The following is a 13013-nucleotide window of genomic DNA, read 5'->3' on the forward strand; positions in this document are numbered from 1 at the left end:
CACCGGTGTGCCACCGCCGTCCGGCCGGTGACGCGCCGTGACGTGACCAGGGACCATCGTCCCGGGCGCGTCCAGTCTCCGGATCTAGGAGCAGTCCGATGAGCGTGCGCACCTCGCTTGCCCGTACCGCGGTGTTCGCCACCCTGTACGCGGCCGCGACGATCGCCGGCCGGATGACCATCATGGGCGACAGCCGGCTCGCGCTGGTGTGGCCCGCAGCCGGCGTGGCGGTGGTGTGGTTCTGCGCACAACGCCGTTCCGCGATCCGGTGGACCGACGTGATCGCCCTGACCGCGATCGTGCTGACGGTGAACGTGGCCGCCGGCTGCGGCCCGGTGCTGGGCGCGGGGCTGGCCCTTGCGAACCTGGCCCAGACCGCGGCGTTCGTGTGGCTGCTGGGGCGTCGCCGGCCCCACCTGTGGGGTGCCGGCGGCGACGGCCGCCTGTCGACGTCCCGCGAGCTGGCATGTGTGCTGGGCATGACGGTCGTCGCGTCACTCGTCGGCTCGGCGATCGGGCTCGGCAGCCTGTGGCTGGTCACCGGGCACATGTCCTGGCTGCAGGTGGCGTACTGGATCGCCCGCCAGGTCGCCGGAATGTTCGTGCTGGGCACGTGCGGGTTGTGGTTCGGCCCGGCGGTCGCCGGCTTCCGCGCCCGGTACGGCTCACCCGCCGGATGGTGGCACGCCACGGGCCGGGCGGTGCGCGCGATCCCCGCCTGGCGCCTCGGCGAGTACCTGGCCGTGCTGGTGTGCTCGGTCGCCGCGTACCTGCTCGGTTTCGTCTTCGACCACGGGCTGCCGCTGGCGTTCCCGCTGATCGCGGTGACGGTGTGGGCGGCGATGCGGCTGCGCACCAGTTTCGTGGTGCTGCACCACCTGACGTTCGGCACCGCCACGGTGCTGTTCACGCTGCACGGAATCGGCCCGATGGCGTCCATCGTCGACCCGCACGTGCGGGCCCTGTTCGCCCAGGTTTACGTGGTCCTGATCGCGGCCGTGGGGCTGGCGCTGGCGCTGGGCCGCGACGAGCGGTCCGCGCTGCTGGCCAGGCTGTTCGCCCAGCAGCAGGAGCAGGCCCGGCAGGCCGCCCTGACCAGCGCGATCATCGACTCGATGGCCGACGGGCTCGCCGTGGTCGACGCGCACGGTCAGGTGCTGTTCAACAACCCCGCGGCCGTGCGCCTGCTCGAACGGCCCACGGGCCCGCTCACCGCCGCCGAGGTGCGCGCCCGGCTGCACCACCTCGACGGCACTCCGATTGCCGACGCGGATCTGCCGAACGTGCGTGCCCTGGCGCACGGCCGGATCGACCCCGTGGACCTGCTGGTCCGTGAGGCGGGCGGCCGTGACTCGCGGGTCTTCCGGGTCAGCGCCACCGCCCTGCCGGACGGGTACGGCACCCGTAGCGCGGTCGTGCTCTACCACGAGGTGACCGCGGAGCACCGCCGCCGCGACCAGCTGGCCAGTTTCGCCGGTGTCGTCGCCCACGACCTGCAGAGCCCGCTGACCACGGTCGAGGGCTGGACCGAGGCGGCCACCGACGCGCTGGACGCCGAGGAGCCCGCGATCGACGAGGCCCGCGACGGTCTCGCCCGGGTGTCGCGCGCCGCGGTGCGCATGCGCGGGCTCATCAACGACCTGCTCGCCTACACGGCGGCCCGGGACGCCGACCTCCACCCTGCCCGGGTCGACCTGGGGGCGATGGTCGCCGACGTCGCCGCCGGCCGCGCCGACGCCGCGACCGGCGCGGGCCGCCCGGCGCCGCAGGTGGCGCTGGGCCGCCTGCACCCGGTGTACGCCGACCCCGGCGCGGTCCGGCAGCTGCTGGAGAACCTCATCGGCAACGCCATCAAGTACACGGCACCGGATGCCCGGCCGTACGTACGGGTCACCAGCACCCGCGTCGGTGGCGCGGTGCAGGTCACCGTCGCGGACCACGGCATCGGCATCCCCGCCGGACAGCACGAGGCCATCTTCGACAACTTCCACCGCGCCCACACCGGCGCCGGCTACACGGGTACGGGCCTCGGCCTGGCCATCTGCCACCGCATCGTCAGCCGCCACGGCGGCACCATCGTCGCCGACGACAACCCCGGTGGCGGCTCGCGCTTCGTGTTCACCCTGCCGGCGGCCGAGCAGGCTCCGGCGCTACGGAAGGTGGCTGAGACGGGTCGGTCGCCGTTTGGCCGGGTGTCCCCGGCGGTGGAGCTGACGGGTCCCCTGGTCGCGGCGTGACCTTGGACGCCGGGGGCTCGGGCAGCCACAGGCCACCGGACGCGCAGGCGCTGGCCGCGCCCGGCTTCCCGGCCCCGGGCTTCCCGGCGGCTCCTGGCTTGCCCGGTCCTGGCTTGCCCGGTCCTGGTTCTCCCGCTCCCGGCTTCCCGGCTCCAGGTTTCCCTGTTCCCGGCTCTCCGCTCACAGGCTTCCCGGCGTCTGGTGTCCCGGCGTCTGGTTTGTCCGATCCCGGCTCTCCGCCGGCCGGCTTCCCGGCGTGGGGCTTCCCCGAGTGTGGCTTCCCCGCGCCTGGTTTCCCGTCGCCTGGCTCGTCCGATCCCGGCTCTCCGCCAGCCGGCTTCCCGGCGCCTGGCTTCCCCGCTCCCGGCTTTGCCGTCACACAATCCGGGGGGCACGGATTCGCCCCGCCCGCCGTCCCCGCGAGCGTGCAGCCCGGCAGGGCATCCGGGCACGTACCGGCCGCGCCAGGCTTCCCGGCGTCGCCCGGCTTACCGGCCGCGCCCGGTTTGCCGGGCGCCGCGCACGCGCGCCGGCCCGTGTCGGGCAGGTCGCGGGCGAGCCGGGCCGACAGCCAGTCGAACGCCGGCCCCTCCGTACGCCGCCAGAACGCGTGATTGTGCCCGCCGTGCGGCAACTCGACCGCGGTCACCGTCATCGGGGGCTTTGCCAGGCGTACGACCTCGCGCGAACCGGTGCGGGCCTTGTCGTCGGCGGACCACACGACGTACAGGGACAGGGTCGGCTGGGGCAGGTTGCGCAGCCGCCACGCCACGTTGTTGGTGGTGTTCTCGCTGCCGTCGCCGACCTTGATGCCGGAGGCCGCGTCGCCGGACATCGACACCGCGGCGGCGTACCGGTCGGGGTGCTTCAGCCCGAGGTTCATCGCGCAGAAGCCGCCGGCCGAGAAGCCCATCGCCCCCCATCCGGCGCGATCGGTGCGCACCCGCAGGTGGGCGGCCGCGTACGCCGGCACGTCCGTGGTGAGGAACGTTTCGGCCTGCGGCCCGCCGACCATGTTCGTGCATTCGGTGTCGAGGAAGTGCTGGGGCGTCAGGTACGGGAACAGCACGACGGTCGGCGCCATGCGCCCGTCCGCCATCTCCTTGTCCAGCCGCGACAGCACGTTCAGCTTGTCGATCCAGGTACGCGGCGAGCCCGGGTATCCGTGGAACGCCTCGATCACCGGGAAGCGGCGTGACGCCCCGTCCGGGGTGTCGTACGCGGCGGGCAGGTACACCGCCATCGGCATGGTCAGCCCGCTCGACTTCCCCTGCACGGAGACGCTGAGCAGCCGCCCCCCGCCGGGGCGCGGCGCATCCCCGCCGCCCCCCAGATCGGCGCCGGCATTGGCCGACGTCGTGCCGAACAGGGCCTCCCACGACGGGTACGTCGAGGTGAGCTGGTTGAGCTGCACCGCGCACGTGGCGGCCAGCGCCAGCACGATCGTCGTGGCCATGAGGGACCGGATGATGATGCCGCGGCGGTCCCACAGGAACGCCAGGCCGAGCGTGGTCGCCAGCACGGCGGCCACACCGAGCACGACGAGGACCGGATCGTCGATGTTCATGGCTTCAGCGGCAGCGCCAGCGGCACCGGAAGGTCGTTGGCCGCGGCGGAGAGGGCGGCTGCCCAGCCCTTGACGCCGGTGATGCCGAGTGCGGATCCGAAGCGGCGGTCGGCGCCGCGCATCTGGTTGCCCAGCGCCCGGTACTGCGGGTCGGCGACGACGGCCCAGTTGTGGTCGGTGACCCGGGCCGCCTTGCGCAGCTGCGCCGGCAGCCCCGCCAGCAGGGCGGCGGAGGTGGCCGCGGTGGGCGTGAGCGCGACCGTCACCACGCCGGGCAGGTGCTGCGCCGCGGCACGTACGTCGGCCAGGTGTGCCGGGGTGCTGAGCACGACGATGACCGGGTACGTGGTGTCGGGACGGGTCGCGTAGCCGGCCGGGGTGATGAGGGCGGGCTGCTCGGTCAGGTGCCACGCTTGGGCCACCGGCGCGAACTGGCCGGTGCCGGGCGACGGTTTACCTTCGGGCGTGTCGACGGCCGCGGCGCTGGGGGGCGCGCCGCTGCCTCCGGTCAGCGCGTCCCAGCTCGGGTAGAACGACTGGTCGCGGTTGAAGGCAAGCCCGATCGTCGCGACCAGCAGCGCTTCCATGAGCGTGAGACCGACGGTACGGGTGAGCAGCCGCCGCAGGCGCCCGCCGCGCGACCAGGCGAACACCGTGCCGGCGGCGGCGAGAAGTGTGGCGGTTCCGGCGAGCAGGATGAGGGGAATTCCGGTCAGTCGCACGTGTCGGGCTCCGCGGGGCGTCGGGTACCGGAGGGGAGGAAGGCTTCCGCGCTGAGCGCGGCGACCGCGATCCGGGGCAGGTCACGGGCGGACGGGAAGCACAGGAACCGGGGTTGCCAGTTCGGCTGGTACTTGGCGTTGGCCCGGTACAGCGACTCGATCTGCCACACCCCGGACATGGCCCGCAGCAGTCGCGCCCAGATGCGCACGACGGGTCCTGCGCCGAGCTGCTCGGCGCGGGCGATGATGGAACGCAGCACCGCGAAGTTCAGCGAGATCTCCTTGACGCCGAGCTCGGCGGATGCCTCCACCGCGCTGACGATCATCAGTTCGGTGAGCCCGTTCTCGGCGGTGCGGTCGCCGCGCATGAGGTCCAGCGACAGCCCGTTGCGTCCCCACGGGACGAACTGGAGCAGCCCGCGCAGCTTCCCGTCGGTGTCGCGGCAGATGACCAGCAGGCAGTCGTCGTCGGCCGGGTCACCGAGCCGCGACAGCGCCATCGAGAAGCCGCGTTCGGTGCCGCCGGCCCGGAACGCCACGGCGCACTGACGGACCTCGGCCAGCACGGCGGCGTCGACGTCTCGCTGGCGTACGACCTCGCAGGTGTAGCCGGCGCGCTTGGCGCGTCCGACGGCCTGCCGGACCGTACGCATGGGCCGGCCCTGCAGGCTGAACGCCGTGACGTCGAGGATGGCCTCGTCGCCCAGCTCCAGCGCGTCCAGCCCGAATTTGCGGTATGCGCTGCCACCCGCGGTGCCGCAGGCCAGCACGGCCGGGGTCCAGCCGTTGGCGTCGCAGTCGGCGAGCCAGGCGGCGATCGCCTCGGGCCACGCCGAGGGCACGCCGAGCGGGTCGCCGGAGGCGAGGCTGACGCCGTTGACCACGCGGTACGCCACGACGGCCTGGCGGGAGGGCGCCCACATGAACAGCTTGTCGCGGCGCAGCGCGAAGTAGCCCAGGGAGTCACCGTTGCCGTATCGGTCCAGCAGGCCGCGGACCTGTTCCTCGTCGCCGGTCTCCCAGCGGGGGCGCCGGGTCCCTGGGCGCAGCAGCACCAGCGCGGCGGCGCCGAAGGCGAGCAGTCCGAACGCGCCGGTGGTGATGTCGACGGTGGTGTTGGCGAGTTCGTGGCGGAACCGCAGCGGGCCGGTGATGCCGATCATGCCGAGGGCGGCGTGCTCCAGCCACCGCATGGGTCCGGAAGGGACGGTCAGCTGGCCGGAACGCAGCGCGATCTCGACGAATCCGAGCAGCAGCCCCGCGCCGAGGAAGCCCAGGCACACGCCGAGGGCGCGCCACCGGTTGCGGACGTCGCCGCGGGCGTAGAAGCGGTCGCGTTCGACGATGAGCACTCCGAACAGCACCAGGGCGGGCAGTGCGGGCGCGGGCGTCGCCTTGGCGACGTGCAGCACCACGCTGAGCGCGCACAGCGCGGTGGCCAGCTGCCAGGCGCGCCGTTTGCCGCGGCGCAGCCCGCTGCCCAGGTAGACAAGGAGCAGGCCGACGACGCTGGTGGCCGCCCGCGCGGTGACCATGCCGGCGGTCGGCATGAGGTCGGCCAGGGAGGCCATCCGCGCGTGCCAGGACGGCAGGATCGCCGTCACCGCGTCGAACACGCCGACGATCTGGACGCTGCGCGCCACCACGGTCCGCGACGGTGGTGGGCGCCACGGGCTGCGGCTCGTGGTCTTACGGGGGCGCTCCGCCGCCTCGCGCTGCGTCGGCACCGCCGCCTCCTGGTCCACCGTCACGGTCGTACCACCTCGTTCGATCGCTGACATTGCTCCCTGCCCATCCATGGCCCTGAACATCTTGGTCGTTCCGTTGTGCCGTGACGTCGGCCGAGCGTAGGGACCTCAGGCAAGCAACTGCGACTTTCGGCCGAGGAACGGACACGCACCGCAGTCACACCGTCGCCCGGACGAACCGGAGCCACCCCGGGGCATAGACGTACCCGGGCGCGCGTGGGTTCCGGCGCGTGACGCATCGGATCTGGTGAATTGCGGTGCGGCCCTGTCGGCAGGGATCGGGCCGACGATAGATGGGTTGGCCGCGGGCCTGGGGGCGGCGGGGACGTCACGCCGCGAGTTTGAGCAAGATCACAGGTTTTGGTTACGCTCTGCAATCAAGGGCGCCGGGCACAGCGACCTCACCGGGCGTACGGTCCGCGATGGGTCGTGGACGGCCGGCGCAGGCGGGCGGGAAACGGGAACGACTCGCACGCCGGGACGTGGCGTCCCGGCGTGCGAGTCTGGGGCCGGGCTCGGAGACCCGGCGGGTTGTTCAGGACATCCGGAGCGGGTCGGGCATCTGCCCGTCGCGCCACGCGCCGGCGCCCGCACTCACGGCGGTCCGCGCCCGGCGCCACTGGCGGCGCGCCAGCTCACTCGGCGGCGTCTCCATCTGCTCCATCCGCCGCCGGACGGCCACGGTCGCGGCCACGGCGGTCAGGGCCGCACCGGCCAGGCCGATGATTCCGCCCACTACCGTCAGCGTGGCTCCGGTCAGCAGAACTGTCGCGGTGGGCACGTGGCGTGACTCCGCCCTGGTGCTCGTCATGGGTCCCCTCCCGATCATCGGACCCGTTCACCGTGCCGCCCGCCGGACCGCGGCGCCTCATCCGCTCCGGGCGAATCGTCCGCTCCGTCGAGTGACAACCGCGCACGGTGCAGCACGGCGACGGACCGCCGCGGGCGGTGCAGCGCGCGGTGGCCGGACAGCGCGGCGGGACGGCCGACCTGGATCAGGTACGGGGCGCGGCGGGTGGGCCGCAGTCGAGGACCGCGCCGACGGCCGCGGCGAGCAGGGTCCGGGTGTGCGGCCGGACCGGCCGGGTGCGGATCTCCGGGAACAGCATCGCCCCGGGCAGACGCACCACGCATGTGGTGATGACGTCGACCGCGGCGCCGTCGCCCCGGTGCCACACGGCACGGGCGAGCAGGCGCAGCGTGTCGACCAGCGCAGCATCCAGGGCGCGCAGCTGGTCGGCGACCGCCGGGGCGACCGCGTCGGTGAGGACGTCGTCGCGGCGCAGCGTCACCAGGAGTTGGGCCGCCTGCAGATGCTGGTCGGCGAACCGGGCCGGAGCGTCGGCGGCGGCCAGCACCGCCTGCCGGGCACTCGCGGCCAGGGCCTTGTCGATGGCGGCCCGCTGCAGGTCCAGGAACTGCCTGCCCCGGCGCTGCCAGGCGCTGCCGACGACGGTCTCCAGCGAGCCGAAGGCGTGGTAGATGCTGCCGTTGGCGACCCCGGCCCGCTCCGCCAGCGCCCGGACGGTGAGGCTGGCACGGCCTCGTTCGACCAGCAGCGCCTCCGCGGCGTCGAGGACGGCCTCAGGCGCGTGGACCCGCGGCCGGGGCATCGGCCACCTTCCGCCGCCGGGGCGAGACCCACATCGCGATGTCGGCGTGCACGACGGTCGTGCCGCGGGTGTCGATGACGTCCACGCCGACGACGACCTCACGGGACTCGTCGGCCGCCAGGCCGGAAAGGTCGCCGACGACCGCGACGGCGCGCAGGTCGGTCTCGGCCTTGGCGAGGTAGGCCACGGTCATCCCCTTCGGGATCCACCGGTGGGTGGCCGGGACCGTGACCTCGATCGTGGTGCCGGCCGCGAGCTCGGCCAGGTTGCAGCAGGCGATCGCGTGGAACGTTCCGATGTGGTTCTGCACCCCCCACCGCTTGCGGGCGGCCACCTCGCCGCGGCCCGGCGCCAGATCGACGAAGACCGCGCGGATCGACCGGAAGTACGGCGCCTTCCACGCGACCGCCAGGGAGAACAACCGGCGGCCGAAGGGCCTGCCGGCCAGGCGCCGGTACAGGCTCAACACCGGGGGTTGCTGACTCGTCGGGCCGCTCATCTGCGTGTCCTCTCACTCGCTGTGGGCGGGTTCCGCAAATAATAGAGCAACCGCTCCAGAACTGCAGGTGACCGTCGCCACACGAGACATCCGTGGACGAAAAACGCCACCGCTTTCTTGACTGATTCCAGAAAACTGGTCCACACTCGGACGGTGCCACCGATGTTCGACGCCGACGCCCTGCTGCGCGGCGCCGCCCTGCGCGTCACCCGGCCCCGCCTCGCGGTGCTGACCGCGGTGCACGAGCACCCGCACGCCGACACGGACTCGATCATCCGCGCCGTCCGCGGCGACCTCGGCGACGTCTCCACCCAGGCGGTGTACGACGTACTGCGCGCCCTGACGACCGCGCGGCTGGTGCGCCGCATCGAGCCCGCCGGCTCCGTGGCGCGCTACGAGTCCCGCGTCGGGGACAACCACCACCACGTGGTGTGCCGCTCGTGCGGCGAGATCGCCGACGTCGACTGCGCCGTCGGCGACACACCCTGCCTGACCGCCTCGGACGACCACGGCTACGCGATCGACGAGGCCGAGGTCGTCTACTGGGGCCTGTGCCCCGCCTGCTCCGCCCCCGCAGCCTGATCCACCCGTATCCGCCCGGTCCAAGCCACACGACCGGCACCGCTTCTCGACTCCCAAGGAGAGCAACGTGGAAAGTGAGAACAAGGGCCTCATCTCGGGCGAGGCGCCGGTGCGCCCGCCCACGGCCAGGTCGAACCGGGACTGGTGGCCGAACCAGCTGGATGTGAGCGTCCTGCACCAGAACCCTTCCGCGGGCGATCCGATGGGCGCCGAGTTCGACTACGCCGCGGAGTTCGACACCCTCGACCTCGATGCCCTCAAGGCCGACATCGAGACCGTGATGACCACGTCCCAGGACTGGTGGCCCGCCGACTACGGCCATTACGGGCCGCTGTTCATCCGGATGGCGTGGCACAGCGCCGGCACGTACCGCATCAGCGACGGCCGCGGCGGCGCCGGCTCCGGCGACCAGCGTTTCGCACCGCTCAACAGCTGGCCGGACAACGCCAACCTGGACAAGGCGCGCCGCCTGCTGTGGCCGGTCAAGCAGAAGTACGGCCGGAAGATCTCGTGGGCCGACCTGATGGTGCTGGCCGGCAACTGCGCCCTGGAGTCGATGGGGTTCGAGACGTTCGGCTTCGGCGGCGGCCGGCAGGACGTCTGGGAGCCCGAGGAGATCAACTGGGGCACCGAGGAGACCTGGCTGGGCGACAAGCGCTACAGCGGCGACCGGGAGCTCGCCAAGCCGTACGGCGCGGTGCAGATGGGCCTGATCTACGTGAACCCGGAGGGCCCGAACGGCAACCCGGACGCGCTCGCCGCGGCCCGCGACATCCGCGAGACGTTCCGCCGTATGGCGATGAACGACGAGGAGACGGTGGCGCTCATCGCCGGCGGGCACACGTTCGGCAAGACCCATGGCGCGGCCGTGCCGGACACCCACGTCGGCCCCGAGCCCGAAGCCGCCCCGCTGGAGGAGGTAGGCCTGGGCTGGAAGAACAGCCACGGCACCGGCAAGGGCGGCGACACCATCACCAGTGGCCTCGAGGGCGCCTGGACGCCGACGCCGACCACGTGGGACAACTCGTACTTCCAGACGCTGTTCAGCTTCGAGTGGGAGCAGACCACCAGCCCGGCCGGTGCCAAGCAGTGGAAGCCCACCGACCCGGCCGCGGCCGAGCTGGTGCCCGACGCCCACGACCCGGCGAGGAAGCACGCGCCGATGATGCTCACCACCGACCTCGCGCTGCGGGTCGACCCGATCTACGAGCAGATCTCGCGCCGCTTCTACGAGAACCCGCAGGAGTTCGCGGCCGCGTTCGCCAAGGCGTGGTTCAAGCTCACCCACCGCGACATGGGCCCGATCTGGCGTTACCTGGGCCCGCAGGTCCCGGCCGAGCCGCAGCTGTGGCAGGACCCGGTGCCGCCGGTGACCCACGAGCTGATCGGGGCGGCGCAGATCGCCGCGCTCAAGGAGAGCATCCTCGCCTCCGGTCTGTCGGTCGCCGAGCTGGTGGCCACCGCGTGGGCCTCGGCCGCCACGTTCCGGGGCACGGACAAGCGCGGCGGCGCCAACGGGGCGCGCATCCGCCTGGCGCCGCAGAGCCAGTGGGAGGTCAACGACCCCGCCCAGCTCACCCGGGTGCTGCGCACCCTGGAGGGGATCCGGCAGGAATTCAACGCCGGTGCGGGCGCGACGCAGGTCTCGCTGGCCGACCTGATCGTGCTCGGCGGCGGCGCGGCGATCGAGCGGGCCGCACGCGACGCCGGGTTCGACGTCACGGTCCCGTTCACCGCGGGGCGCACGGACGCGACGCAGGAGCAGACCGACGAGGAGTCGTTCGCCGTGCTGGAGCCCACCCACGACGGGTTCCGCAACTACCTCGGCAAGGGGCACCGGCGGCCCACGGAGCAGCTGCTGGTCGACCGGGCACAGCTGCTGACCCTGACCGCCCCGGAGATGACCGTGCTGGTGGGCGGCCTGCGGGCGCTGAACGCGAACACCGGGCAGTCGCGCCACGGCGTACTCACCGGGCGGCCGCAGACGTTGACCAACGACTTCTTCGTCAACCTGCTCGCCTTCGACACGACCTGGTCGGCGACCGCCGAGGGCGACGAGGAGACGTTCGAGGGCCGCGACGTGCGTACGGGCGAGGTGAAGTGGACCGCCACTCGCGCGGATCTCGTCTTCGCCTCCAACTCCGTGCTGCGGGCGCTGGCCGAGGTGTACGCCAGCGACGACGCGAAGGAGAAGTTCGTCCGCGACTTCGCCGCCGCATGGGCGAAGGTGATGACCCTGGACCTGCCCAAGGGCTGACCCCGTGCGGGCACCGTGCGAGCCTTTCCGGCTCGCACGGTGCCCGGCGAGTCACTGCGGGCAGATCTGCCGGGCGTAGTCCACGCTCGCGCCCGCCGACGAGTACCGCCACTCCGGCTCCAGCACGCTGTCCGCGAGCTGACCCGCGGCGGTGCGGTCCTCGACGATGTAGCCGAAGTCCTGCAGCCACGCCGGGTACAGGTTCTTCGATCCGATGTAGAACGCCGACCCGTCGACCGACACCAGCTTGTGGTGCAGCGCGTACGGGTGGCCGTCCGCCCACGTGTCCGCAGTGCTGCTGCGGAACGGCGCGAGCTGCAGCCCCTGGCACATCGCGGTGCGCGCGGACTGCTGGTCACCGGTCAGCAGTGCCAGCCGGGCGCGCAGCGTGTCGCTGATCTCGGCCAGCGACCGGATCTGCGAGTATCCCCCGCTGCCGACCGCGCCGTGGTTGCGCGGGTCGCTGACCACGATGCGCACCTTGACGCCGGCCGCCAGCCGGGCCGCGAGCGCGTCGTAGATCCGCACGTCGTAGCGGGGCAGCGGCGGGCACACCCCGTTGAGGTCCTGCTGGGAGATGTCGATCCGGCTGGTCGCGCTGGCGATGAGCGTACGCAGCGCGGTCTCCTCCGGGTTGATCGCGTCGTACGCCGCGTCGGTGTTGGTGTAGTCGTGCGCCGACGCCGCGCCGCACTTCACGTCCGCGGGCGGGGCGGGCAGCGGTCCGGAGCCGGTACCGGACGTGATGCCGACGCCGAGGCCGCCGACCGCCAGCACGGGCACGTCGCCGGCCGTGGGCACCGGGTCCGGGCCGGCGTCGTGTTGCATCGACGCCATGCAGGACGTCCCGGACGAGGCGGCGAACCACACGTACGCCGGGTCCCACTTGCGGCCGCACGTCCACGCCCACAGCGTGTCCAGGTAGTTGCCGGCGGCACGGGCCGCGGGCCCGGCCACCGCCATGTCGATGTCGGTCACCGGGTGGGTCGTGTCGAGGTAGTCGTCCTTCCAGTCGTTGATGCCGCCGACGATCGCGGTGCTGCCGTCGACCACCAGGATCTTCGAGTGGTTCCAGGAGAACCCGGTCTTCGACGTCGTCACGGACGCGACGTTGAGCGACACGTTCGCCGCGTCCGCGCCGAGCCGCGAGTTCAGCTCGTTGCGGTACGTCGACGGCACGACGTTCAGGCTGTACCCGGGAACCGCGCCGACCAGGATGCGTACGGTCAGCTTGTGCCGGGCCGCGGCGGACTTGAGCCCGGCCACGATGGCGTCCTGGAAGGCGCCGTTGGGCAGCGGGGCCAGCGAGCTGATGTCGACCGTACGGGTCGCCCTGGCGATCGTGGCGGTCATCCCCGCCAGCAGCCGACGGCTGCCCGCCCGGTCCGCGCACGCGGCGTCGCCCCAGCAGCCGGGGGTCTGCAGTACCCAGCCGTCCCCGGCCGTGCCGGTGCCCGGGTCGACGAGCTGGTTTCCCGCGGTGCGCTGCCACACCGGGCCGGCCAGCGCGGGCGCGGTCCGGGTCAGGGCCTGCTCCACCGCGTCCAGGTGTGGGGTGGCGTCGGAGACCGGGGCCGTCTGCGGGCCGGCCCAGGCGGTGAGCGACGAGGCGGGGACGGCCGCGGCGGCGGCCAGGGCGATGAGTACGGACGCGCCGATCACCGCGGGCCGTCGGCGACGGCGCGAGCGAGGGATCACGGGCTGGGCTCCTCTGCTGATCGTGACGGGAGGTGCCAGACCGTACAGGTGGTCCAAAAACGGTCATCGATCGACTCCGCGGGATGTAGC

The 13013-nt window shown here is 72.9% G+C and carries 10 protein-coding genes; 3 read left to right on the forward strand and 7 right to left on the reverse strand.

What is annotated here, in order from left to right:
- The first annotated feature begins 98 nt into the window (after positions 1 to 98).
- Positions 99 to 2237, forward strand: coding sequence for an ATP-binding protein (locus ACMCNK_RS05750; RefSeq protein ID WP_412735359.1), 2139 nt, complete (start codon positions 99 to 101; stop codon positions 2235 to 2237).
- Here the strand turns inward: ACMCNK_RS05750 and ACMCNK_RS05755 are convergent.
- The 6 genes from ACMCNK_RS05755 to ACMCNK_RS05780 all read right to left on the reverse strand — a co-directional run bounded on the left by ACMCNK_RS05755 (position 2119) and on the right by ACMCNK_RS05780 (position 8386).
- Positions 2119 to 3804: an alpha/beta hydrolase-fold protein gene (locus ACMCNK_RS05755; RefSeq protein WP_412735360.1), complete on the reverse strand. Its 1686-nt coding sequence runs from the start codon at positions 3802 to 3804 to the stop codon at positions 2119 to 2121. The two genes, ACMCNK_RS05750 and ACMCNK_RS05755, sit on opposite strands and share 119 nt — an antisense overlap.
- Positions 3801 to 4526 (reverse strand): hypothetical protein, encoded by a 726-nt coding sequence (locus tag ACMCNK_RS05760; RefSeq protein ID WP_412735361.1) that lies wholly within the window; start codon positions 4524 to 4526, stop codon positions 3801 to 3803. Before ACMCNK_RS05760 ends, ACMCNK_RS05755 begins: the two co-directional genes overlap by 4 nt.
- Complete coding sequence (locus ACMCNK_RS05765; RefSeq protein ID WP_412735362.1) at positions 4517 to 6277, reverse strand: phosphatidylglycerol lysyltransferase domain-containing protein; 1761 nt, start codon at positions 6275 to 6277, stop codon at positions 4517 to 4519. The genes ACMCNK_RS05760 and ACMCNK_RS05765 overlap by 10 nt, the downstream gene beginning before the upstream one ends.
- A 532-nt stretch (positions 6278 to 6809) precedes the next feature.
- Complete coding sequence (locus tag ACMCNK_RS05770) at positions 6810 to 7085, reverse strand: hypothetical protein (RefSeq protein ID WP_412735363.1); 276 nt, start codon at positions 7083 to 7085, stop codon at positions 6810 to 6812.
- Positions 7086 to 7269: 184 nt separating this feature from the next.
- Positions 7270 to 7887 carry a helix-turn-helix domain-containing protein gene (locus tag ACMCNK_RS05775; protein ID WP_412735364.1) on the reverse strand — a complete coding sequence of 206 codons (618 nt, stop codon included), beginning with the start codon at positions 7885 to 7887 and terminating at the stop codon, positions 7270 to 7272.
- Positions 7859 to 8386 carry a hotdog fold domain-containing protein gene (locus ACMCNK_RS05780; RefSeq protein WP_412735365.1) on the reverse strand — a complete coding sequence of 176 codons (528 nt, stop codon included), beginning with the start codon at positions 8384 to 8386 and terminating at the stop codon, positions 7859 to 7861. Before ACMCNK_RS05780 ends, ACMCNK_RS05775 begins: the two co-directional genes overlap by 29 nt.
- 162 nt (positions 8387 to 8548) lie before the next feature.
- Between ACMCNK_RS05780 and ACMCNK_RS05785 the strand changes: the two genes are divergently transcribed.
- The gene (locus ACMCNK_RS05785) at positions 8549 to 8968 is read left to right on the forward strand and encodes a Fur family transcriptional regulator (protein WP_412740756.1); all 420 of its coding nucleotides are present in this window, start codon (positions 8549 to 8551) and stop codon (positions 8966 to 8968) included.
- Between the two features lie 67 nt (positions 8969 to 9035).
- Positions 9036 to 11225, forward strand: a complete 2190-nt coding sequence (katG, locus tag ACMCNK_RS05790; RefSeq protein ID WP_412735366.1) for a catalase/peroxidase HPI — start codon at positions 9036 to 9038, stop codon at positions 11223 to 11225.
- Between the two features lie 51 nt (positions 11226 to 11276).
- Here katG and ACMCNK_RS05795 read toward each other — a convergent pair whose 3' ends face one another.
- Entirely contained in the window at positions 11277 to 12923 is a 1647-nt protein-coding gene (locus tag ACMCNK_RS05795) for a phospholipase D-like domain-containing protein (RefSeq protein WP_412735367.1), read from the reverse strand.
- Between the last annotated feature and the right edge of the window lie 90 nt (positions 12924 to 13013).

The sequence above is a fragment of the Krasilnikovia sp. MM14-A1259 genome, assembly GCF_047159535.1.
In the GTDB taxonomy this organism is placed as follows: Bacteria; Actinomycetota; Actinomycetes; order Mycobacteriales; family Micromonosporaceae; genus Actinoplanes.